General features: G+C 57.4%; 22 protein-coding genes, 1 tRNA gene and 1 pseudogene. 6 read left to right on the top strand and 18 right to left on the bottom strand.

Annotation, left to right across the window (positions count from 1 at the left end; all coding sequences use genetic code 11):
- Positions 1 to 4: 4 nt before the first annotated feature.
- The 6 genes from V6P94_RS02045 to V6P94_RS02020 form a co-directional block, all read right to left on the bottom strand.
- A complete protein-coding gene (locus V6P94_RS02045; RefSeq protein WP_133079034.1) occupies positions 5 to 757 on the bottom strand; it encodes a trans-aconitate 2-methyltransferase in 753 nt (250 codons plus the stop codon).
- The gene (locus V6P94_RS02040) at positions 754 to 1,164 is read right to left on the bottom strand and encodes a GtrA family protein (RefSeq protein ID WP_326427582.1); all 411 of its coding nucleotides are present in this window, start codon (positions 1,162 to 1,164) and stop codon (positions 754 to 756) included. Before V6P94_RS02040 ends, V6P94_RS02045 begins: the two co-directional genes overlap by 4 nt.
- A 51-nt stretch (positions 1,165 to 1,215) precedes the next feature.
- Complete coding sequence (locus tag V6P94_RS02035; protein ID WP_338648973.1) at positions 1,216 to 2,139, bottom strand: glycosyltransferase family 2 protein; 924 nt, start codon at positions 2,137 to 2,139, stop codon at positions 1,216 to 1,218.
- The gene (locus tag V6P94_RS02030; RefSeq protein WP_133079031.1) at positions 2,136 to 2,822 is read right to left on the bottom strand and encodes a WbqC family protein; all 687 of its coding nucleotides are present in this window, start codon (positions 2,820 to 2,822) and stop codon (positions 2,136 to 2,138) included. Before V6P94_RS02030 ends, V6P94_RS02035 begins: the two co-directional genes overlap by 4 nt.
- A gap of 803 nt (positions 2,823 to 3,625) precedes the next feature.
- Positions 3,626 to 3,701 (bottom strand) — tRNA-Thr (locus V6P94_RS02025).
- A 61-nt stretch (positions 3,702 to 3,762) separates the two neighbouring features.
- Positions 3,763 to 4,689, bottom strand: coding sequence for a LysR substrate-binding domain-containing protein (locus V6P94_RS02020; RefSeq protein ID WP_326427581.1), 927 nt, complete (start codon positions 4,687 to 4,689; stop codon positions 3,763 to 3,765).
- A gap of 75 nt (positions 4,690 to 4,764) precedes the next feature.
- On the opposite strand from V6P94_RS02020, the gene V6P94_RS02015 reads away from it, so the two are divergent.
- Positions 4,765 to 5,850 carry a tartrate dehydrogenase gene (locus tag V6P94_RS02015; protein WP_219262561.1) on the top strand — a complete coding sequence of 362 codons (1,086 nt, stop codon included), beginning with the start codon at positions 4,765 to 4,767 and terminating at the stop codon, positions 5,848 to 5,850.
- A gap of 57 nt (positions 5,851 to 5,907) precedes the next feature.
- Here the strand turns inward: V6P94_RS02015 and V6P94_RS02010 are convergent, their stop codons facing one another.
- Together V6P94_RS02010 and V6P94_RS02005 are read right to left on the bottom strand one after the other, a co-directional pair.
- Positions 5,908 to 7,272, bottom strand: coding sequence for a heavy metal sensor histidine kinase (locus tag V6P94_RS02010; protein ID WP_338648971.1), 1,365 nt, complete (start codon positions 7,270 to 7,272; stop codon positions 5,908 to 5,910).
- On the bottom strand, positions 7,265 to 7,939 hold the full coding sequence (locus V6P94_RS02005; protein WP_133079103.1) for a heavy metal response regulator transcription factor: 675 nt from the start codon (positions 7,937 to 7,939) through the stop codon (positions 7,265 to 7,267). The genes V6P94_RS02010 and V6P94_RS02005 overlap by 8 nt, the downstream gene beginning before the upstream one ends.
- 138 nt (positions 7,940 to 8,077) lie before the next feature.
- On the opposite strand from V6P94_RS02005, the gene V6P94_RS02000 reads away from it, so the two are divergent.
- Both V6P94_RS02000 and uraH read left to right on the top strand, forming a co-directional pair.
- A complete protein-coding gene (locus V6P94_RS02000; protein ID WP_133079104.1) occupies positions 8,078 to 8,554 on the top strand; it encodes a heme-binding protein in 477 nt (158 codons plus the stop codon).
- A gap of 36 nt (positions 8,555 to 8,590) precedes the next feature.
- A complete protein-coding gene (uraH, locus tag V6P94_RS01995) occupies positions 8,591 to 9,001 on the top strand; it encodes a hydroxyisourate hydrolase (protein ID WP_326427579.1) in 411 nt (136 codons plus the stop codon).
- A gap of 105 nt (positions 9,002 to 9,106) precedes the next feature.
- On the opposite strand, the gene V6P94_RS01990 is transcribed toward uraH, so the two are convergent.
- Genes V6P94_RS01990 through V6P94_RS01970 form a run of 5 tightly spaced genes read right to left on the bottom strand, consistent with a single transcriptional unit; the run spans position 9,107 to position 13,292 of the window.
- Positions 9,107 to 10,330, bottom strand: a complete 1,224-nt coding sequence (locus tag V6P94_RS01990) for a methyltransferase (protein ID WP_338648970.1) — start codon at positions 10,328 to 10,330, stop codon at positions 9,107 to 9,109.
- On the bottom strand, positions 10,311 to 11,000 hold the full coding sequence (locus tag V6P94_RS01985) for an ABC transporter permease (protein WP_046810328.1): 690 nt from the start codon (positions 10,998 to 11,000) through the stop codon (positions 10,311 to 10,313). The genes V6P94_RS01990 and V6P94_RS01985 overlap by 20 nt, the downstream gene beginning before the upstream one ends.
- Complete coding sequence (locus tag V6P94_RS01980) at positions 11,000 to 11,692, bottom strand: ABC transporter permease (protein ID WP_133079107.1); 693 nt, start codon at positions 11,690 to 11,692, stop codon at positions 11,000 to 11,002. The genes V6P94_RS01985 and V6P94_RS01980 overlap by 1 nt, the downstream gene beginning before the upstream one ends.
- A 57-nt stretch (positions 11,693 to 11,749) precedes the next feature.
- Positions 11,750 to 12,505 carry an ABC transporter substrate-binding protein gene (locus V6P94_RS01975; RefSeq protein WP_019824783.1) on the bottom strand — a complete coding sequence of 252 codons (756 nt, stop codon included), beginning with the start codon at positions 12,503 to 12,505 and terminating at the stop codon, positions 11,750 to 11,752.
- A 13-nt stretch (positions 12,506 to 12,518) separates the two neighbouring features.
- Positions 12,519 to 13,292: an ABC transporter ATP-binding protein gene (locus V6P94_RS01970; protein WP_133079108.1), complete on the bottom strand. Its 774-nt coding sequence runs from the start codon at positions 13,290 to 13,292 to the stop codon at positions 12,519 to 12,521.
- A gap of 543 nt (positions 13,293 to 13,835) precedes the next feature.
- Between V6P94_RS01970 and gabP the strand changes: the two genes are divergently transcribed.
- A complete protein-coding gene (gabP, locus tag V6P94_RS01965) occupies positions 13,836 to 15,227 on the top strand; it encodes a GABA permease (protein ID WP_133079109.1) in 1,392 nt (463 codons plus the stop codon).
- Between the two features lie 92 nt (positions 15,228 to 15,319).
- On the opposite strand, the gene V6P94_RS01960 is transcribed toward gabP, so the two are convergent.
- The 3 genes and pseudogenes from V6P94_RS01960 to V6P94_RS01950 all read right to left on the bottom strand — a co-directional run.
- Positions 15,320 to 17,557 (bottom strand): ATP-binding protein, encoded by a 2,238-nt coding sequence (locus tag V6P94_RS01960; protein ID WP_133079110.1) that lies wholly within the window; start codon positions 17,555 to 17,557, stop codon positions 15,320 to 15,322.
- Positions 17,554 to 18,159 carry a biliverdin-producing heme oxygenase gene (locus V6P94_RS01955; RefSeq protein WP_338649424.1) on the bottom strand — a complete coding sequence of 202 codons (606 nt, stop codon included), beginning with the start codon at positions 18,157 to 18,159 and terminating at the stop codon, positions 17,554 to 17,556. Before V6P94_RS01955 ends, V6P94_RS01960 begins: the two co-directional genes overlap by 4 nt.
- A gap of 93 nt (positions 18,160 to 18,252) precedes the next feature.
- Positions 18,253 to 18,507 (bottom strand): annotated as a pseudogene (locus tag V6P94_RS01950) (DUF1016 N-terminal domain-containing protein); the annotation flags it as partial.
- A 116-nt stretch (positions 18,508 to 18,623) separates the two neighbouring features.
- Here V6P94_RS01950 and V6P94_RS01945 point away from each other — a divergent pair.
- Positions 18,624 to 18,869: a DUF1272 domain-containing protein gene (locus tag V6P94_RS01945; protein ID WP_338648969.1), complete on the top strand. Its 246-nt coding sequence runs from the start codon at positions 18,624 to 18,626 to the stop codon at positions 18,867 to 18,869.
- A gap of 71 nt (positions 18,870 to 18,940) precedes the next feature.
- Here the strand turns inward: V6P94_RS01945 and V6P94_RS01940 are convergent, their stop codons facing one another.
- Both V6P94_RS01940 and V6P94_RS01935 read right to left on the bottom strand, forming a co-directional pair.
- On the bottom strand, positions 18,941 to 19,801 hold the full coding sequence (locus V6P94_RS01940; protein WP_326427744.1) for an alpha/beta fold hydrolase: 861 nt from the start codon (positions 19,799 to 19,801) through the stop codon (positions 18,941 to 18,943).
- Positions 19,802 to 19,860: 59 nt separating this feature from the next.
- The gene (locus V6P94_RS01935) at positions 19,861 to 20,331 is read right to left on the bottom strand and encodes a hypothetical protein (protein ID WP_133079113.1); all 471 of its coding nucleotides are present in this window, start codon (positions 20,329 to 20,331) and stop codon (positions 19,861 to 19,863) included.
- Positions 20,332 to 20,507: 176 nt separating this feature from the next.
- Here V6P94_RS01935 and V6P94_RS01930 point away from each other — a divergent pair, with 176 nt between their 5' ends.
- Positions 20,508 to 20,834 carry a hypothetical protein gene (locus V6P94_RS01930; protein ID WP_133079114.1) on the top strand — a complete coding sequence of 109 codons (327 nt, stop codon included), beginning with the start codon at positions 20,508 to 20,510 and terminating at the stop codon, positions 20,832 to 20,834.
- Positions 20,835 to 20,862: the final 28 nt, after the last annotated feature.

Here is a 20,862-nt window from a genome sequence, read left to right as displayed (position 1 = left end):
ACGATCAGGGTTTGGTGGCGATAAGCAACAGCGAGCCACCGACGGGAAAGCGCACACCTGCCTTGAGCAACAGGAGTTCGGTTTTCATGAATATTTCTAGGGACTTATTGAGCCAGCGAGGAATGTTGAATTCGCTCATGGGGTCATGCTGACTGCTCGCACGCTTACGGGAAAGCCACATCAAGGGCACCAGAAGGCTTACGAATGAACTGACATAGCTGACTTGCAGGCCGGATTGCTGAACCTTGTTCACCAGTTCTTCTCGGCTATAGCGGCGCACATGGCACGCATACTCGTCCACTTGCGACCAAAGCCAACGGTGTTGCGGCACGGTCAGGACGAGCGATCCCCCAGGGCGAATTGCTCGGGCAAGATTGCGCAATACTGTTTCGTCCTGTTCTATATGCTCTATGACGTCGAATGCAGCAACTACATCATATCTATCGATTTCATCCATCGTGGTCGCGTCGAGCTGCCTAAGCTGTGCAGTAGGGACTCGCTTGCGGGCGTACTCCAGACCTTCTTCAAAGTATTCCGAACCGTGCAGTTCGATTTGCGGCCAGGTACGGCGGATACCTTCGAGCACATATCCAGTGCCGCAACCGACCTCTAACAAGTTGTTGAAGGGTTTTACCTTCTTGGCCAAAGCCCATAGGACTACCATGTTGCGCACTCTGAACCACCAATGGCCAGATTCCGCCTGCGCAAGTTGCCCATAGGATGATGACGGGAATGGCGAGCGGTTGGGTGATGTCATGGCGTTGCCTTGAATACGAAGAATTTTAGGGCCAGGAAAAGATAGCCAGCAACTACAAAGATTGCTAGGGCCTGAACCCACTGGTGAGCATAACCAAAGTGATCCACTAACACGGCGAGCAGACAGAAGTTGATGGCATATCCGACCGCATGAGCCAGGACGAATCGTATACCTGACCCCAAGGTCCCTCCCTGGTATGAAAAAGTCAAACGTTGGTTGCCAACGAAACTAATGAGCGCGCCAGTTATATAGAGCGCGGTCATGGTCAGCTTCGGCGTGCTCCCCAGTGCTATCAAAAACAGATAAAGAACATAGCCCAAGCCATTGCTGAGCAAGCCAACCAAGGCATATTTGAGTAGTTGTGCTGCAGGAATCCGTTTTTTCAGTCGAGCTGTCAGGCCGATCATTCTGTTGCTCGATCCAGTACCTGGCGTACCTTTTGCCAGAAGTGCATGCCTTTATGAGCGGCCATAGATGTTCCTGATGATGGTATAGGGGCGACGTTTGCTTTCAGAGAATACCTTGGAAAGGTAAATTCCAATGATTCCCATGCAGGAAAGTATCAGGCCGCCAAGCAACCAGATCGAGACCATTACCGAAGTCCAGCCCGGCATGGTGTATGAGAAAAATAGCCAAATGATCAGTAGATATGCGGAATAGCAGCAGGCAAACGAGAAAATGATCAGACCGATATAAAAAATGGCGACCAGCGGCAGGACGCTGAAAGAGGTAACGGAGTTCACCACCAGCGACAACTTGCGCCTGAAGGTGTAGGTCGATTTGCTTGTGCTGAGCTTTTGGATTGGGACGGCCTTTTGTGTAAAGCCGGTAATATGAAATAACCCGGCCATGAAAACCTCTCGCTCTTCATGGCCCAGCAGTGCATCGATGTAACGTCGACTCATCAAGCGTGCGGTGACCACATTGGCGGGGAGTGACAAGCCAGAGAGTTGGTTGATCAACGTCCAAAAGAGGTTGCCGCTCAAGCGCTCGAACACACTTCCTTTGCGTTGCTCTTGAACACCATAGACTACGTCACAGCCCTCGCCGCGCATGTGCTCTGAAAAAGTCAGCAGGCATTCTGGTGGCTCCTCCAGATCGCTGTCGATCAAGAACACCTCGTCGCCCCTGGCGTGCGCAAGACCAGTCATCATGGCTTTGTGATGGCCGAAGTTTCTTGACAGGTCTACCAGCACCACATGTGGGTCAGTTTCCGTCAGGCGAATGGCACGCCCCAGGCTGTCATCAGGTGAGCCGTCATTGACCAGGACGATTTCATAGTCATCGCCTACAAGTGCTTCTGCGGCGCGACAGCAGCGTGCGTGGAACTCCAGGAGGTGTTCAGCAGATTGATACAGGGTGGCAACAATGGACAGTCTCATAAATTGGCAAACTTCATATAAATTTGAGATTTCGGGCCGCAATTGAAGAGCAGATCAAGAATGCTGACGCCATGGACGAACGAGCCCCACAGTTGTGGATATTCACGATAGTCACTGTAGTCGAACCAGTGCAGGTCAATGCCTTGCGCTTGCAGCAATTCGGGCTGCAAATAATCTTTGGCCGATGGCCCGGAGATATATGCGTTGGCGCCCGCCTGTAGACACAAGTCCACAAGACGCTCGGTTTTACCCTCTCCAAGTTCGTAATCCCAGGAGCAGGATATTCGCGTATGAATCCCCAGATAGTCGCAGATAGCTTTGATAAGATTTTTGTTCAGCTGGGTCAGATGACTGTATGACGCATCTAAGTACAGAGGGCGCAGCCAGCTAGCGATAGCATCAAAATGAGCTGCCCGCCTGTAGTTGCTTTCCAGCGTTTTCCAGTGCTTGATTTGCCAGCCATCGACAAGTTGCACATCGCGGATACGGCGATGAATGTCCTTGCCTACTGGCACGGTTAGCCACTGTACACCCTGTGGCGTCTTGATTTGGTTACGGTTGCGCCAGTCATTTTTAGTGAACTGCATATCATCGTAAAGTATGAATTCATCCACTGCCGCGATGAGGTCGAAATAGCCCTTCCAAGGGACATAATTGGACTGCAGAATGGCAATTTTCTTCACGTCGTAATCCATATGTGAGTAAGCCGGTTTTTTGGAAACAGTTCCGTTGACTGTCTATTTTTAGGCTTTCCACATGTTAACAGCAGTAAGTAAAACGGTTCATTATTGATGACCGGAAACGGCTATTTAGGTTGAGTATGAAGAACACTCGATGGAATGCTTCCGACACCATAGGCATCTCCAGCCTATGCTTACTTGCGGTACTTTAATACCAAAAACAGTGTGAGTGCAGTCAGCCAAAACAAGGTGTTGAATCTTGAGCGCTTGCTTGCCAGCGCCAGTAACCGAGACTTTCAAGATCGTCCCACCGGTCCACCCACTCGCCAGCACAAGCAATGATGAAAGCACCCAAGCAGCCAATATAGGGCTTAAATCCTCGGGTGATGGTGATCAGCGTCACTTGATAGCACGGTTGTGGAAAAGATAGCGAGCTTGATGCTTTGTGCTGTTGAGGCGTCCACATCAGTTCTTTCTCATTGCTCCAGTGTCAAACGCCCGTGTCATCCGAGTAACGTTCTCCCAAATCTGGTTGGTGAACTCATGCGCGATTTTGGTCAGTAGAGACCGTCGCCGTCGGAAAGCTTGTAGGCGTGGTCGGTGGGCTTGGCTGAATGGCAAGCCGAATCGGAGAGAGGGGCGGTGGTGCGCGCCATATATGGGTATCGAATGATCTTTAGCCTTAAACGGCTGGTACCCATAAAATTCTGGCGGAGCTCGGTGGAGCGCCAAAACGAAAAAACCCGCCTTAAGGCGGGTTTTTCGGGAGCTTCAAAGACTGTAGAAGCTGTCTCTGAAGCTTTGTATGGTGCCGGCACCAAGAGTCGAACTCGGGACCTACTGATTACAAGTCAGTTGCTCTACCAACTGAGCTATACCGGCGTTATGGGCGACGAGTATACCCGGATGTTTGAGCTTGTAAACCCCTGATAACAGACTATTTTCACGATTCGCGCCGAGGCTCGCTGAAGTACTGGCGCAAGTGCTCGACCGTGACCCGAACTTTCGCTGAATTGGCCAGCGGTGCAGCGTAAACGGCCCAGATATTTGCCTGTTGGCTGTAGTCCTGAAGAATGTGCACCAATTTGCCGTTTTCGAGGCTTTTGCGCACGTCCCACTGCGAGCGCAGCAAGATCCCACGGCCGTCTATCCCCCATTGATGCACCACTTCGCCGTGGTTGGCCGATAGGGCGCCGGTCACTTTCACGCTTTCTTCGCCCTCCGGTCCCTGCAAGCGCCAGAGCCCGAACGGATGGTCGCGCTCTTTGATGACCAGGCATTCATGGCCTGACAGTTCTGCCAACGTGCGGGGTTCGCCGTGGCGTTGCAGGTATTCAGGGCTGGCGCAGAGCACGCGGGCGTTGTTGGCCAGCAGTTTGGCAATCAGGTTGGGCGCAATGTGGTCGCCGATTCGGATGTCCAGGTCGTAGCCTTCTTCAATCAAATCCACCAGACGGTCAAACATATCGAAGCGGATATCCAGCGCCGGGTAGCGTTGCGACAGTGCTGAAAGCGCGGGACCAACATGGCGTCGACCCAGCCCGAAACTGCTGACGATATGTAACTGTCCCCGAGGTTCCTGATGCAGTGCCGAGACTTCGTCGCTCATTTGCTCAACGGCATCAAAAATATGCAAAGCCCAGTGATAGACACGTTCCCCATCATCGGTGACGGCCACGCGACGGGTGGTGCGATGCAACAGGCGCACGCCAATACTGTGCTCCAGCAGTTGTATGCGTTTGCTCACATAGGCCGGTGAAACCCCTAACTCGCTGGCGGCGGCGGCAAAGCTGGAGCGCCGCGCCACGACCACGAATACCCGCAGGTCGTCGAGATTCGGCAGATTGTTCACGAATCGTGTCTTATCCATCAACGTTTCACCTGATTATCTTTGCAGGCTCGCTTTATATCATGGGCCCACTTCTCCTCATCAAGAGTCAGCCCCATGAGCAAGACATTCAGAATTGCGGCCATCGCCGGTGACGGCATTGGTAACGAAGTACTGCCCGAAGGCCTGCGCGTTGTGGAGGCCGCCGCCAAAAAGTGGGACCTGAACCTGTCGATTGAAACCTTTGAGTGGGCCAGTTGCGATTATTACGAGCGTCATGGACAGATGATGCCGGACAACTGGTTCGAGCAGCTCAAGGGCTTCGACGCCATCTTCTTTGGCGCCGTGGGCTGGCCGGACAAAGTGCCTGATCACATCTCGCTGTGGGGCTCGCTGCTCAAATTTCGCCGTGAGTTTGATCAATACGTGAACATTCGCCCGGTGCGGTTGTTCCCCGGCGTGGCATGCCCGCTGGCAGGGCGTGAGCCGGGTGATATCGATTTTGTAGTGATTCGCGAAAACACCGAAGGCGAATACTCCTCGGTGGGCGGGCGGATGTTTGAAGGCACTGAAAACGAATTGGTCCTGCAAGAATCCGTGTTTACCCGACGCGGCGTAGACCGGATTCTTAAATACGCCTTCGAAGTGGCCAAGGAGCGTCCACGCAAGCACGTGACCTCGGCCACCAAATCCAACGGTATTTCCATCAGCATGCCGTACTGGGACGAGCGCACTGAAGCGATGGCTGCACACTATCCACAAGTCAGCTGGGACAAGCAGCACATCGACATTCTGTGCGCCCGTTTCGTACTGCAACCCGACCGGTTTGATGTGGTGGTGGCGTCTAACCTGTTCGGCGACATCCTGTCGGACCTGGGGCCGGCCTGCGCGGGCACTATCGGTATTGCGCCTTCGGCCAACCTCAACCCGGAGCGTAACTTTCCTTCACTGTTCGAGCCGGTTCACGGTTCTGCGCCGGATATTTCCGGTCAAAACATCGCGAACCCGATCGCCATGGTCTGGTCGGGCGCACTGATGCTGGAGTTTTTGGGGAAGGGTGATGACCGTTATCAGGCTGCCCATGACGCTATTTTGCGCGCCATTGAGGATGTGATTGCCAGTGGTCCGAAGACGCCGGATCTGGGCGGCACGGCCTCGACTCAGGACGTCGGAAAAGCCATTGCCGCAGCCCTGGGCAACTGATCAGCCTGATTGCATGGCTCAAGACTTGTGGGGCCGTGATATGCCCCAAAAAATCGGTTACAGGCTGAATCCCAGCTCAAACAACGTGCCGCTGGCATCGCTCACCACCCGCACCTGGCCGCCATGCAACTGCATGATCGAATGCACTATCGCCAGGCCCAGGCCGCCAGAGTCACCCGGTTGTGCCCGTGACGGGTCTGCCCGGTAAAAGCGGTCGAACAGTTTGTCGATATGTTGCGGATCGATCGCCGGGCCAAGGTTATGCACGCCAATCCAGCAAACCCCGGTCTCGTCGCGCCGCAGCAAGCGTACCGTCGAACCGGGCTGGGCATGGCGCACGGCATTGGCCAGCAGGTTGCCCAATGCCCGTTGCAGCAGTTGCTGATCGGCCATCAGCGACCCGCCGAGCTGATTGTCCAGGTGCAATTGACGATCCTCGGCCAGCGCCTCGAAGTAATCACACAGCCCGTCACCCACCTCAGCAAGGTCCAGCACTTGCAACTGCAACGGGCGCTGGCCGTGTTCGGCGCGGGCGAGAAACATCAGGTTTTCTGCCATGCGATTGAGCCGTTCATATTCTTCGATATTCGACGCCAGCACCTCCTGGTACTCGGCCGGGCTGCGTGACTGGTTCAGTGCCAGGCTGTTGCTACCCAGCAAGTTGTGCAAAGGCGTACGAATTTCATGGGCCAGGTCGGCGGAGAACTGCGACAACCGTGCAAAGCTGTCTTCCAGGCGCGCGAGCATGGCGTTGAGTGCCTGTACGGGCTCTTTGAGTTCGGCAGGTACGTTGTCAGCGGTCATGCGTTGATCAAGGCTGCGTGGGTCGATGCCAGCCATGGCGTGGGTCAGTTCGCGTAAAGGTGTGAGGCCGCGACGCAGCAGGAGCAGGCCAAGACCGAAAGCCAGCAAGGCACCCAATCCCACCGCGCCGTATAAACGCATGCGATAGCTGGCGAGCATTTGCTCACGCTCATCAAGACGCTTGCCTACGGTTACTCTCAAGGTTTCCCCTGCGGGACCTTGCGCCATCCCGGCCAGCAACACGGTCGTGCCTGCGATTTTGATATCCGAGCGCCGGGGAGCTTGTGCTTGAGCAATCGGCTGCACAGGGGGCAAGGCTTGTTGATGGGGGTTGATGGCAATGAGCGGGGTGCCGTCCTCGCGGTTGACCAGCAACACGCTGTCCAGGTTGCCCAGCATGTTTTGATACAGGCGCGGGCGTTCCTGCAGGGCTTCCAGGCTGTCGCTGTCATGCAACAGGGCACGGACCTGTTCAAGGCGCCCCAGCAACGCCTGATCGTCACGAAACGCCAGTTCCGAGGCCAGTGAGCGATACAGAAACACTCCGATCACACTCAGCACCAGTGCGCAGGTCAGGGCAATCGCCAGCGCCAGACGCCAGGCGATGGATTTACTCATCGGGCGCTTCCAGCTGATACCCGACCCCGCGCACGGTGTGGATAAGTTTGGGCATATAGGGGTCGTCGACCTTGGCGCGCAACCGGCGCACGGCGACTTCGACCATATTGGTGTCGCTGTCGAAGTTGAGGTTCCAGACCTGGGAAGCGATCAAGGTGCGTGACAAGACTTCGCCCTGGCGGCTGGCCAGCAGTTGCAGAAGCGAGAACTCCTTGTTGGTCAGGCTGATGCGCTGGCCGCCCCGGCTGACGCGGCGGCGCAGCACGTCGATTTCAAGATCGGCGATGGCATACGACTCGGCTTCGCGCATGGGACCACGGCGCAGCAAGGTACGAACCCGGGCGAGCAGCTCGGCAAAGGCAAATGGCTTGAGCAGATAATCGTCTGCGCCCAGTTCGAGGCCGCGCACGCGGTCTTCGATGGCATCCCGGGCAGTTAAAAACAGCACCGGCGTGGCGCCGCGCTGGCGAATCAGTTGCAGCAATTGCCAGCCATTGAGTCCCGGCAGCATCACGTCGAGGATGATCAGGTCGTATTCCTGCTGTTCGACAAAGTAACGGCCGTCCAGCCCGTTCAGTGCCACATCCACCGCAAAGCCTGACTCCTTGAGGCCCTTGGCCAGGAAATCTGCCGTCTTGGCTTCGTCTTCAACCACTAACAAACGCATCGCACACCTCGATCAATCGTCTGCACAGGCTAGGCGCCTTCGGGTGTGTTGCCTATTACAAACTTGTAATGCAACTGACGGAGTTCTGACGAGGATCGCTGGTTAAGGTGGGCGCATTCGTACAGGAGCTAGCCAAAGATGCTGAAAACCTTGTTGTTGTGGACTGCCGTTGGCGTTGCCGGCGTGGCCCAGGCAGCCCCGAATCTGGTGCGCCATGCCGATCTGGATCTGGTCACCGCCCGCCAGTTGGCGGATGCGGCCCTCAAGCACTGCACCGGTGCGCTGAGCGTGCTGGACCGTGGTGGCAACGTGTTGATGTCGATGCGTCCAGAGAGTGTTGGCCCGCACAACCTGCTGGCCAGCCAGCGCAAAGCCTACACGGCACTGTCGACCAAAACCCCGACCCGTTTGTTTGCCGAGCGTGCACGCAGCAATCCTGAGGCGAGCAACCTTAATTCCATCGCCGAACTGTTGTTGTTGGGAGGTGGTGTGCCGCTGTTTGCCGAAGGCGAACTGGTGGGAGCCATTGGCGTGGCCGGTGCTGGCGGTGCGGAGCAGGACGAGGCCTGCGCAATAAAAGCGGCGCAACAGATTGGCCTGACGACTCAACGCTGAGTTGATTGTTTTTTAACCATTATTAGAGGATGACCGATGAAATCTTTGCGAATCACTTTGGCGGCTTTGAGCCTGAGCGCTGTGTCGAGCCTGACACTGGCCGCTGGCAACCCGTTGAGCGTACACGTGCTCAACCTTGAAAACGGCCTGCCGTCACCGGGGGTCAACGTGACCCTGGAAAAACACGTGGGTAAAGACTGGCAGCCGCTGGCTCAGGGCGTGACCAATGAACAGGGTCGTATTGGCGAACTGTTCCCGGCCAGGCAAGCGTTCGAGGCGGGTGAATATCGAGTGGTGTTCAAAACCGGTGAGTATTTCAAGAAAGCTGGCCACGAGACGTTCTTCCCGGAAATCCCGGTGATTTTTGAAGTGAAAAACGCCGATCAGCATTACCACATTCCGCTGCTGCTCAGCCCGTACGGCTTCTCGACGTACCGCGGTTCGTAGGCCTGCAACAACCTGTGTGGGAGCGGGCTTGCTCGCGATGGGATCGCTGTGGTTTACCTGTCAGACCGCAGCGCCTGAATCGTGAGCAAGCTCGCTCCCACAGGGTTATCCACAGTGTTGCGCAAGCATCATCAAATTACGCGGCGTCAGCTGGCTGTCGCAGAACTCGCCGACCTGTACTTCATAGCCGTTTTCCTTCAGGTACAGCGCTCGATCGAGCACCAGCCACACCTCCAGCGGGCGACGGAAAAGCCCGCGCACCAACTCCAGATTGCGCACCTGTGCCAGTCGTTTCCAACCTGCTGCTTCCAGTGCCGACCAATCTTCCCTGCCGCTTGTGGATAAGTTTTTCAGCGCTGCCAAATCTTCGCAGTACTCGGCAAACGGCTTGTTCAGCCAGGTACTCGGCAGCGAAGGTGTGGATAAATATTCATCGCACTGACGGTGCTGGCGCTGCCACAGATCAAAACCCAAACGCCGCGCCATCGACTCGTTGCGCTGGCGCCTAACACGGGCGCCAGCGGTCACGGTCTCGCTCATGGGCAGGCTCAGGTCCTCCAGTGACAGTTGCAAGTGCGAAGCCCTGGCGGCTGTGGATAACGGCTGATAGTGCGGCGCGCTGATGCGGTTGTAGCAGCAAGGCGACACGGCAAGTTGTCCACAGCCCGCCGCGCACGCCAGTTGCAGCAGGCGCACATGCAAATCGCCGCAGGCATGCAGCGCCACCGGGGTCATCCCGGGGGTGAGTTGCAAGGCCGCTTCGGGCGCGAGCACATCCTGTTGAACATGGCGCACGGCCAAGTGATGGCGCTGGCTGAGTTGCTGGCCGGACTCGATCAAAGCCGGGTCATATTCCAGGCACGTCAGTTGTTGCCCGGGGCTTAGCAGTCGACGACCCAGATGGCCTTTGCCCGAGCACCAGTCCAGCCAGTGGACGGGGATTTGATTGAAGGTCAGGCTCCGGGCGAAGGCTTCAATCTGTTGCCACTTGCGTCCCGGCACGTCCACCTGCAAACGCTGGCTTGCGGGCGCAAGCGGCTGGGTGGGCAGGCGGTCAACCGAACTCAGGGCGAGGGAAGTCGCCGCCAGTTCAGGGAACGGCGCAGGGGCAGGCAAGTGTTGGGGGTAGTTGTGACTGGCTTCGGCGTCTTGCAACGAACGCTGGCGCAACCAGTGCGCCAGTTCGGGGTGTTGCGCTTCCCACGGCATGTTCAGATGAGTGAATGGCCGTGGGCGCCACAGGTGCTGGTGGTCGTGCAAAAACCTGTCCAGCGCCTCAAAGCGGGCGAGCAGCGGCTCGCCCTCTTGGTCAGCGGCCCTGGCAGGCATCGACGCGCAACCAGCGCTCCAGCAGCTTGAACCCCTGGATCAGTACAAACGACATCAGCAGGTAGATCGCCCCTGCGGTCAGGAACATGTCCACGGTCAGGTAGTTGCGGGCGATGATGGTGCGCGTCATGCCGGTCAGTTCCAGCAGGGTCACGGTACTCGCCAGCGAGCTGGCCTTGAGCATCAGGATCACTTCGTTGCTGTACGCCGGCAGGCCGATGCGCGTGGCGCGGGGCAGGACGATATGCACCAGGGTCTTGAAGCGCGACATGCCCAGGGCCCGTGCAGCCTCGATTTCACCCGGCGGGATGGCCTGGATCGCGCCGCGCAGGATCTCGGCGATGTAGGCGGCGGTGTGCAGGGTCATGGTGATGATCGCGCACCAGAACGGGCTGCGCAGATACGGCCACAACGCGCTTTCACGCACCAGATCGAACTGTGCCAGGCCGTAATAGACCAGAAACAGCTGGATCAGCAGTGGCGTGCCACGGAAGAAAAAGATGTACGCGTAAGGCAGCGAACGCACATACCAGAGTTTGGATGAGCGGGCGATGCCCAGGGGGATGGCCACGATCAGACCGGCGATCACCGAAATTGCGGTCAGCTCCAGGGTCAGGGTCGCGCCCTGCATCAGCTTGGGCAGCCATTTGAGGATTACTTCCCACTCCATTACGTCCTCCTCACGAAGCCGCGCGCTGCGCGTTTTTCAAGCACGTGCATGGTGCCCATGGCCAGTACGGTCAGGCCCAGGTACATCACGGCTGCCACCATGTAGAAGGTGAACGGGTGTTTGGCGAAGGTCACGGCGTTTTGCGCCTGACGCATGATTTCTTCCAGACCGATGACCGACACCAGCGCGGTGTCTTTCATCAGGATCATGAACAGGTTGCCCAGGCCGGGCAGGGCGATACGCCACATTTGTGGCAGAACCAGCTTGGTGAAGATCCGCGGTTTGGACAAACCCAGTGCCATGCCCGCTTCGCGGTGGCCTTTGGGGATGGCCAGAATGGCGCCGCGAAACACTTCAGTGGCATAGGCACCAAAGCACAGGCCCAAGGCGAGTACACCCGCCGCGAAGGCGCTGAGGGTGAGTTCGGGCATGCCGATGTATTCGCCGATGGCGCGCACCAGATTCACGCTGCCGAAGTAAATCAGCAACACCCAGAGCAGTTCGGGAACACCACGAACCAGGGTCGAATAGGCGCCGCCCAACCATCTAAGCGGTTTGTAGGGGGATGTTTTGGCCAAGGCACCGAGCAATCCGAGCACCAGGCCCAGACACAGCGCAGTAAGTGCCAGTTTGACGGTCATCAGCGCGCCAGCGGCAAGCGCCGGGCCGAATCCGTATAGATCGATAGTCATGGGGTAGGCAGGCTTTGCTAGGGACTGTCGCGCCCGCAGGCGCGACGGTCAGGCAGGTCAGTAGATGCTGAACGGGAAGTACTTGTCATTGATCTTCTTGTACGTGCCGTCTTCAACGATTTGCTTGAGGGCCAGGTTCAGCTTGGCGCGCAGTTCGTTGTCGCCTTTACGCAGGGCAATGCCGACTTTGTCGTCTTCGTTGACCGGCTCACCCTTGAACTCGTAAGCCTGGCCAGCCGGGCTTTTGAGCCAGTCGTAGTTGGCGTACTTATCTGCCAGCAAGGCATCTACACGGCCCGAAGTCAGGTCGAGGTAGGCGTTTTCCTGGGTGTCGTACAAGGAGATGGTCGCGTCGGTGCCCAGGTTGTCATCCAGCCAGGTTGCGGCCTGAGTTGAACGCTGGGTGCCCAGGGCCTTGCCCTTGAGGGACGCGATGTCGGTTTTGAAGTCGACTTTTTTCGGTGCGATGAACTGCTGCTTGTTGGAGTAGTACGGGTCGGTGAAATCGACCGCTTGCTTGCGTTCGTCAGTGATGGACAGCGAAGACACGATGAAATCGTATTTTTTGGCGTTCAGGGCCGGGATGATGCCGTCCCAGTCGGACGTGACGATTTCGCACTCGGCTTTCATCTTGGCGCACAGAGCCATCGCGATATCGGGGTCGAAGCCCACGACTTCGCCACTGGCGTTTTTGTTATTGAACGGTGGGTAAGCACCCTCAATCCCTACTTTGTACTTATCAACAGCCAGGGCGTTGGCGCTGAAAACCAGTGTGGCGGCAGCGGCCATGAGAAGCTTTTTATAGTTCTGCATTCGTGTTGCTCCGTTAGCGGTTGCTGGACATGAATTGTTTACAGCGCGCCGAAACCGGGTTGTCGAACACCTGTTCTGGCGACCCTTGCTCTTCGATCAGGCCCTGATGCAAAAACACTACTTCGCTGGACACCTGACGGGCAAAGCCCATTTCGTGGGTGACCAACAGCATAGTGCGACCTTCTTCGGCGAGCGCGCGGATCACACTAAGTACTTCTTGAACCATTTCCGGGTCAAGTGCCGATGTTGGTTCATCGAACAGAATGACTTTGGGCTGCATGGCCAGCGTGCGGGCAATTGCCGCGCGTTGTTGCTGGCCGCCGGACAATTCGGATGGATAGGCATGGCGCTTTTCGCCAATGCCGACCTTGGCCAGCAATGCTTCGGCGACTTCGATGGCCTCGGCCTTGCTCTGGCCCAGCACCCGACGCGGAGCCTCGATAATGTTGTCGAGGATGGTCATGTGCGGCCACAGGTTAAAGTTTTGAAATACAAAACCCAGTTCACTGCGCATGCGGTTGATCTGCTTGCCGTCGGCCGCGATCAGTTCGCCATTTTTGGCTTTCTTGAGTTTGAGCTCTTCACCGGCGACCAGGATCTGGCCGTCGTGGGGGTTTTCGAGCAGGTTGATGCAGCGCAACAGGGTGGATTTGCCGGAACCGGAAGAACCCAGGATCGAGATCACGTCGCCGTCGCGTGCGGTCAGCGAGATACCTTTAAGTACCTCAAGCTCGCCGTAGCGTTTGTGCAAGTTGCGGATTTCAAGCGCGGGCGTGGCCAAAGCCATGTGCGTTCCTCATTGTGTTCGGGTGCGATCCTGCTGTTGGGCGGCCTTCCTGGCGCAGGCCAAGCTAGCATAGGGTTGCAGAGGCAACCAGCCGCCCTGAAGACACAAAAGACGTGAGGGTGGCAGTTTGTCGCATCGCTACAGCAGAGTGTCGCGCCGACAACAACCGACCCCGTATTTCGCCGTTCGGCCAGACAGGTGTCGCTTAAAAAAGGTCGCGATGTTGCCAGCTTTGGCCCGGTGTTGGAAGCGCGAACCTACTAAAGGTTAAAGATGTGCACTGCTTTTGAGCCATATGGGCAATTTTGGGTATTTTTGGTGCGACGATAGCCCTGGAACTGAGTGTTACGGTAACAAATGGGCGAAAAGCCATTACGCTCAATGGGTTGCAGTGTGTGTTGCAAATCGTTGCAGCCCGCGGAAACCGTGCATTTGTCACATTCTGGCTCAGTTATTGCGTCAAAGATTCTAAACGCCCCGTTGGTTACTTTTTACGAAAGTCAACGCGGGTGCTCGGAATGGCTTCAATGAAAGGTAGTCCCAATGAGCAATACGCAATCCTCTAATGGTCTGGAACAAGGGCTTAAGCCACGGCATGTGACCATGCTGTCGATTGCCGGAGTCATCGGTGCCGGTTTGTTTGTCGGCTCCGGACACGCGATTGCCCAAGCAGGTCCAGCTGTGCTGCTGGCTTATGCCGCAGCAGGCACCCTGGTGGTACTGGTGATGCGCATGCTGGCCGAAATGGCCGTTGCATCCCCTGACACCGGTTCGTTCTCCACTTACGCCGACCGTGCCATCGGGCACTGGGCCGGTTTCACCATCGGCTGGCTGTACTGGTGGTTCTGGGTACTGGTTATCCCGCTGGAAGCCGTCGCCGCCGGTACCATCTTGCATGCATGGTTCCCTGACACGGCGATCTGGGTATTTACCCTGGTCATTACCCTGTTGCTGACGGTCACCAACTTGTTCAGCGTCAAGAACTACGGTGAGTTCGAGTTCTGGTTTGCCCTGGTCAAAGTGCTGGCGATCATTGGCTTCATTATCTTGGGTCTACTGGCGATTTTCGGCTTCCTGCCTACCAGTCAGGTCAGCGGTGTCGCGCATCTGTCCGATACCATCGGCTTTATGCCCAACGGCATGGGCGCCGTACTGGCTGCCATGTTGACCACCATGTTCTCGTTCATGGGGACTGAAATCGTCACCATCGCGGCGGCGGAGTCCAAGGATCCAAGCAAGCAAATCACCAAGGCCACCAACTCGGTGATCTGGCGCATTGGCTTGTTCTACCTCGTATCGATCTTCATCGTTGTGGCCCTGGTGCCGTGGAACGACCCGGCGCTGGCACAGTTGGGCTCCTACCAGACCGTACTTGATCGCATGGGTATCCCGAATGCCAAGCTGATCGTTGATATCGTGGTATTGATCGCGGTAACCAGCTGCCTGAACTCGGCGCTCTACACCTCCTCGCGGATGCTGTACTCCCTGAGCAAGCGCGGTGACGCACCGGCTGCGGCCAAGCGCACCAATGCTGCGGGCACGCCTTACTGGGCGGTGATGATGTCCACCGGCGCAGCTTTTGTAGCGGTATTCGCCAACTACGTGGCTCCGGCTGCGGTGTTCGAGTTCCTGCTGGCCAGCTCTGGCGCTATTGCGCTGTTGGTGTACCTGGTGATTGCCGTGTCGCAACTGCGCATGCGCCAAAAGCGTACGGCTCTGGGCGAGAACATCTCTTTCAAGATGTGGCTGTTCCCGGGGCTGACCTACGCGGTGATCGTCTTCATCGTGGCTATTCTGACGATCATGTTGTTCCAGGAAGCCCATCGCGTTGAAATCATGGCTACCGGTTTGCTGAGCATTCTGGTGGTGTCGGCGGGCCTGCTGGTGGCACGTCGTCGTCGCATTGAGAAGTTGGGGGCAACGGTACTCAACTGAGGCCAGGACGGTTCTTGCGGTTGAGTCACCAAAAAAACCGCCATCCTTCGGGATGGCGGTTTTTTTATGGGCGTTGAAATGGCTGAGTCCTGTCAGAGCATTCTTGACACGGTAAAGCGAAATTCGCTGCCTTCTCCCGGCGTGCTTTGCGCTACTAGCTGGCCGCCATGGGCCTTGATAATGCCCTGGGAAATGTACAGCCCCAACCCTGTGCCCAGCGCGTTGCCTTCTTTTGCTGTCCAGTATCGATCGAAGATGTGCGGCAACTGCTCGGGGGCAATACCCTTGCCCGAGTCCCGCACGCTGAAGACGATATCGTCGCCGTTGGACATGGCCACCACGCCGATTTTGCCTTGCGCCGGGGTGAACTTGATCGCATTGCCGATCAGGTTGGACAAGACCTGAAACAGACGCTCCGGGTCGGCATTGATTTTCAGGTCGGGTTCGGCGTGAAAGGTCAGCTCCACCGCTTTGTCCAGCGCCAGCGGCGCAAGCAGCGACAGTGCCTCTTCAAAAATCTGGGTTACATCCAGCGGTTGCGGGCTGATGGTGTAGCGCCCGGCCTCGATTTTCGAAGTGTCCAGCAGGTCATCAAGCAGCACGCTCATGCGGCTGCTGGCCTGTTGCATGGTGTCGATGGCCGACGTGATACGCCGCGAGGTGTGCGGGCCCTCGCTGCTGAAGGCCTTTTGCATCATGCCGCAGAGCATTGAAATGATGGTCATGGGGTTGCGCAGGTCGTGGGACACCACCGCCACCAGTTCGTCCCGTGCCCGTACAGCCTGTTGCTCTCGCAGCACCTGGCGCGACAGGTCGTTTTCCAGGGCCGAGCGGCGCAGGTCATTGGCGGCAAACAGATCGCCGTGGCTCCATTGTGCAGAGATGCCGTCCATCTCGACCTTCCAGATTTCGAAAGAGGTGCGCGGGCTCAAGCGCAGGCCATTGCTGCCCGCTTCAAGGTTAAGCGGCTTGTTGGGGTCGCCGCTCCACTTGATGCTTTCTTTGACTTCACTTCGAAACCACAACACGGCGTTGTCCACAGGCTTGGGCAGGGTCATGGCCAGCAAGCCGCTGGCAATGTCCTTGTACTGCGCTGCCGGGGCATGGAGTGCGCTGAGGTTGTGGCTGGACAAGACTGGCTGGCCACTGTCCTTGAACCATTGGTACAGCCCGCGAATATCTTCTGAAGACGGGCACTGGCCATAACGGTGCAGCACCTTGTCTTCCAGAATGGCCACGCCGCTGGCACCGGTCAGTGCCATCAATGCTTCAGGCATGTGCGCCAGGCCATCAAACACGGCTTCGGTGCTTTGCACCATTGCCCTGTTCAGGCACACCAGGGCATCCATTTTGGCTTCGCGTTGGCGGCTGATCTCCAGCGTCTGCAGGGCGCTGATTTGCAGGGACAGTACCTGGCCGATGGTTTGGCAGGCCATGCGCAGTTCATGGGGCACATGCAGTGTCTGGCGGTGCCCGCAACTGATCAGGCCCCACAGGCGGTCGCCGTCCATCAACGAAATGCTCATGGATGACAGCACGCCCATGTTTTTCATGTACTGGCAGTGAATCGGTGAAACGCTGCGCAATACGGCTCCACTCAGGTCCAGCGCCTCGCCGGTGTCGGGGCGCAGTTCGGGAATCAGCGGTACTGGCTGGTAGTCGGCATTGGGAATGATGCGCAGCCAGTGGGTGCGGTAAAGCTCACGGGCTTGCTCCGGGATGTCGGAGGCCGGGAAAAACATGCCATTGAACAACTCCATCGCGGGAGAGGATGCTTCGGCAATGACCTGGCCGTGGCCTTCATCCTGGAAGCGATAGATCAGCACCCGATCGTAGCCCGTCAGCGCCTGAATCTCGCGAACGCAAATTTCATACAGCGCGGGGAGAGTCTTGGCGGATTGCAGGCGTTGCAGCATGCGGCTCAGGTTGCGCACTTTGTTCATCGTGCTGTGGATTTCTGATGCATCGGGCTTGAGCTCAAGCTCCAGCACCAGAATGCCCTGGTCGCGGTGCAGCAGGCCTTCGTATTCGCGCCCCAGCAGGCTCAAGGCCAAAGGCGGCGCATCGGTCAGCGTGTCATGGGCGCCAGCCTGCTGTACCGCGTCAGCCGCTTCAGGGCCGGTAAGAGCAGCCAGTGGCAGCCCCAGCAGCGATTCGGCACTGTGGCCGAACATGGTCTGCACATTGCGACTGACTTGTTGAATGCGCAGGTCGGGCTGCGACAGTGTCACCAACAGGCCGTGGGGTTGAATGGCCCCGGGAAAGCGGATGGGTTCATCAGCACAATTGGCCAGCAAGCGTTCAAAGGCTTGAGGGTCCTGTGGATTCATAACAAAACCTCCTGTCGTTCGAGCCATTGCTCGAAGCAGCTAAACGTAGAGCAGGCGGCCTGTACGGCTTCGCCTCGCGCTTGAGCGTCGAGAGGTACGCTGCCCAGAAAATCCATGAATGCCTTCCATTGCCGTCCTGTTGCTTCGCCGTAAACGTAAAGAAAAGCGCAGCCGTTGTGTGCATCAAGGCCCAGGCGTTCCGACATCTGTTTGCGCAGCACATTACCGCCCAGGGTTGCGCCTTCGAGCACATACAGCACACCCAGAACGCTGGCCGGGCTGGAGAGTACGGGGAGGGTGTCGCACAGCGCGAGCGACTGGGTGTTGACCCCCAGAGCCTGCAGGTCCCGATGCAATGCGGGCGTCTTGAGCCGTGCATGCAGGTCAAAACCGGATGTCATCAAAGGGCTGTGTTGCAGCCGATCTTCCAGCTCGTGATAGAACCCGTAGTAGGCGCTCAACAGGCGCTTATAGCGTTCGAGGTCGAGGGTGTCGCAGAAGAACGGCAGGCGTTTTTCAAGGGCGACATGAAGTGTTTGAGTGCCAGAACGCAGCTCGTTCAAAGCGGGCGATACCGCTGATAAAGTTTGGTCTTGTGGCATGCCTTGTAAGAGGGCTCCCTGTGTGCGCGAGAAGTCGACGCTCAAGATTGTAGGAGCTCATGGCATCAAAAAAGTGCAATTAATTTGCCGCTACAGGGCGCGGGAGGACCCGTTCAGCGTGGAGGTTTCGTTCATGTACCACTGGCGTGCAGGGTCGTTTTCAACCCGCAGCAAGGTGCGGAAATGGGTCCAGCTCAATTCGTGACGCAGTGCGTCACAGTTTGGAAAGGCCTGATAGAACAAGCGCATATATCGCAAATTTGAAGCATCGAAGCCTTTCCCGAATTCAGCCGTCAGGGCCTTGGCCAGCGTTGGCAGGAGTTGCTTGCCATACTCGGCCCGTGCCGCACATTGACCGGAGGGGTCAATGAGAATGTCACTGCCATTTTGTATTAGCAGTTGGTTTTTTGCGTGAAGCGTCTTAAATATAACGATGAAAACTACCGGTCCTATGTGAGGTGCTCATGCTCGAATTACGCCCCAGTTGCGAATGCTGTGATTGCGACCTGCCTCCTGATTCGGCACAAGCGCGGATTTGCTCATTTGAGTGCACCTTTTGTGCAACGTGCACGGAGCAGCATTTGGGAGGGCTTTGCCCCAATTGCGGCGGGGAGTTGATGGTGCGTCCGCGCAGGCCGGCCAACAAGCTGGCAAACAATCCGCCGTCCCGCGAGCGTGTGTTCAAGCCTGAAGGCTGTGCTGCGCGTTGATTGTCTGAAATCACCGACTGTATCGGACAGGCAGATTGTGGGCTTGCTCGCGATACAGGCAGTGCGGTCTTTCAGGGGGTGTTACTGATCACCTTTCCCGGCACATCCGTCGCCAATTCCCCTCGTTGCAACCACTGCAAGGCAATCGGCCATAAGCTGCTTTGAAAGCGGCTGTGAAAAAACGCGAAATGGCCGATGGCTGTTTCGCCGATGTCTTGCGGCTGGATGCGCAGATGCGTACGCGAGCTGGCGCTGAAGTAACCCAGCAAGCGCTCGATAGCGGCTACGGTGCCGAAGGGATCGTCACTCAGGCTGATGGCGAGGGTTTTGGCGGTAACGGAGCCAAAGGGCAGGGCTGCGAAGTTGCGCGCGCTGGGGAGGTTTTCGTAGCGTGTGCTCAAGGCGCTCCAGTCCTTGACCACGCCCGACGGGGTGTCTTCTAGCCAGCCCAGGCGCTTGCCAGGGAAATAACCGCACACGCGGGTCAGCAATGGCATGACCCCGTGCCACTTGGCGAGCATCTGCCAGCGCTGTGCCGGCGCGTAGTCGCGCCAGTGAGCAAATTGCGCGCCCACGGTCACCAGATGGCGAATAGCCTGCCCAGAAGCCATCAGGCCCGCTGCACAGCCGCCAAAGCTGTGGCCGACAACATCGATCGGCTGGCCGGGGTATTCGCGCTGTGCACGCTTGAGGAGGGCTTCAGCGTCCAGCGCGCCCCAGTCCGACCACGTGGCTTCAAAACCGCGCAACGATCCGCTGCGCGAGGCGCCAATGCCGCGATAGTCGAACAGCATCACGTCCAGGCCGTGGCTGAACAGGTAGTGGGCAAACCGCGAGTAGTACAGGCAGCGCACCGAGGTGGCGGCGTTGATGATCACCACTGCGCGTGAGGTGTCTGGTGTGGGTTGGCGCCACTCGAAACCGCCCAGCAGGTAACCGTCAGCAGCAGGCTCGGTAAACGCCCGGCTGACAGGTTCGAGCAGGGCTACTGTCAGTGCGCGCTCCGGGCGTTGCGCTCGGTCAGCAGGCGCGAGGCTTCGACGTAGGCTTTCTGGAATGCTGGCGTTTCGATCCAGGCCACGGCGCTGTCTTCGTCATCGCCATAGACGGCAATGCGGTACTCGATCAACAGGCCCATCAGGAAGTCAGTGGCAGGTTCTTCTTCCTCTTCCGAGATCACCAGTTCCAGTACCGGGTATTGCAGGAACACGGTGCACATCGTTTGCAGGCTGGTGGCCTCGGCGGCTTTCATGGCCTGGAACAAGTCGTCGTAATCGGCGGGGTCAAAGCCGTTGTCGAGGATGTCCTGGAAGTTGAACGTGCTGAGGTCGATTTTTACGTCATCGAACGGATTGTCGATCAGTGTGCCAGCCGAAGCTTTGCCCGGCTTGCCGATGCGGTTCTGCTTGGCTTTGGTCTTGGCCCGCTGCGCGTGCTTTTGCTGTTTCTTTGGCGTTGCCATGAACGTGTGTCCTTTACGGGCTAAGGGGGTATTGAACCTCAGGTTTTGGGGATCACCAAGCGAGGATCATGGATTGAGCCAATTATCGGATGTGAAACCGGGCCAGCCGGGAACCTATCTCACCCGGTTCGCTCACATGTCAGACAACAAGCCGAACGTGTGGAATGCACCGAATCATGAAAATCACCTCGCTGACCTTCCTGTGTCTGACCGCTTTTGCCGTTCAAGCGCACGCTTCAAGCTCCGATGCGTGGGCGACCTACGACAAGGACGTACTCGCCCGTTGTACCCATGCAAGCACCCTGAAAAAGGCGACCCCCATCGGCGCTCCTGCGCAGTTTGATGATCGGGTGGGCTACACCGCGATTCTGCTGCAGGGTCAATACCCGCAGAAACACATGAAAGGCCAGCGTGGTACTGAGCTTTGCCTCTTCAACAAACAGTCCAAAGTGGCCTACGTGACCGAATGGGACTCGATCCGACCCGCCGGGAAGCCTCAGTAATGAGGCACCGGGGTCAAGGCAAAGACGC

This window comes from Pseudomonas sp. ML2-2023-3 (assembly GCF_037055275.1).
In the GTDB taxonomy this organism is placed as follows: domain Bacteria; phylum Pseudomonadota; class Gammaproteobacteria; order Pseudomonadales; family Pseudomonadaceae; genus Aquipseudomonas.
This window is presented reverse-complemented; position numbering and strand designations above follow the sequence as displayed.

Bases quoted from the DNA above. Each gene is read 5' to 3' on its own strand.
- V6P94_RS02005 (WP_133079103.1), bottom strand. From the start codon at position 7,939: ATGCGTTTGTTAGTGGTTGAAGACGAAGCCAAGACGGCAGATTTCCTG.
- V6P94_RS02000 (WP_133079104.1), top strand. From the start codon at position 8,078: ATGCTGAAAACCTTGTTGTTGTGGACTGCCGTTGGCGTTGCCGGCGTG.
- V6P94_RS01990 (WP_338648970.1), bottom strand. From the start codon at position 10,330: ATGCCTGCCAGGGCCGCTGACCAAGAGGGCGAGCCGCTGCTCGCCCGC.
- V6P94_RS01930 (WP_133079114.1), top strand. From the start codon at position 20,508: ATGAAAATCACCTCGCTGACCTTCCTGTGTCTGACCGCTTTTGCCGTT.
- V6P94_RS02040 (WP_326427582.1), bottom strand. From the start codon at position 1,164: ATGATCGGCCTGACAGCTCGACTGAAAAAACGGATTCCTGCAGCACAA.
- V6P94_RS02035 (WP_338648973.1), bottom strand. From the start codon at position 2,139: ATGAGACTGTCCATTGTTGCCACCCTGTATCAATCTGCTGAACACCTC.
- V6P94_RS01970 (WP_133079108.1), bottom strand. From the start codon at position 13,292: ATGGCTTTGGCCACGCCCGCGCTTGAAATCCGCAACTTGCACAAACGC.
- V6P94_RS01985 (WP_046810328.1), bottom strand. From the start codon at position 11,000: ATGGAGTGGGAAGTAATCCTCAAATGGCTGCCCAAGCTGATGCAGGGC.
- V6P94_RS01955 (WP_338649424.1), bottom strand. From the start codon at position 18,159: ATGCCACAAGACCAAACTTTATCAGCGGTATCGCCCGCTTTGAACGAG.
- V6P94_RS01975 (WP_019824783.1), bottom strand. From the start codon at position 12,505: ATGCAGAACTATAAAAAGCTTCTCATGGCCGCTGCCGCCACACTGGTT.
- V6P94_RS01935 (WP_133079113.1), bottom strand. From the start codon at position 20,331: ATGGCAACGCCAAAGAAACAGCAAAAGCACGCGCAGCGGGCCAAGACC.
- V6P94_RS02020 (WP_326427581.1), bottom strand. From the start codon at position 4,689: ATGGATAAGACACGATTCGTGAACAATCTGCCGAATCTCGACGACCTG.
- V6P94_RS02015 (WP_219262561.1), top strand. From the start codon at position 4,765: ATGAGCAAGACATTCAGAATTGCGGCCATCGCCGGTGACGGCATTGGT.
- uraH (WP_326427579.1), top strand. From the start codon at position 8,591: ATGAAATCTTTGCGAATCACTTTGGCGGCTTTGAGCCTGAGCGCTGTG.
- V6P94_RS01980 (WP_133079107.1), bottom strand. From the start codon at position 11,692: ATGACTATCGATCTATACGGATTCGGCCCGGCGCTTGCCGCTGGCGCG.
- V6P94_RS01945 (WP_338648969.1), top strand. From the start codon at position 18,624: ATGCTCGAATTACGCCCCAGTTGCGAATGCTGTGATTGCGACCTGCCT.
- V6P94_RS01960 (WP_133079110.1), bottom strand. From the start codon at position 17,557: ATGAATCCACAGGACCCTCAAGCCTTTGAACGCTTGCTGGCCAATTGT.
- V6P94_RS02045 (WP_133079034.1), bottom strand. From the start codon at position 757: ATGACATCACCCAACCGCTCGCCATTCCCGTCATCATCCTATGGGCAA.
- V6P94_RS02010 (WP_338648971.1), bottom strand. From the start codon at position 7,272: ATGAGTAAATCCATCGCCTGGCGTCTGGCGCTGGCGATTGCCCTGACC.
- gabP (WP_133079109.1), top strand. From the start codon at position 13,836: ATGAGCAATACGCAATCCTCTAATGGTCTGGAACAAGGGCTTAAGCCA.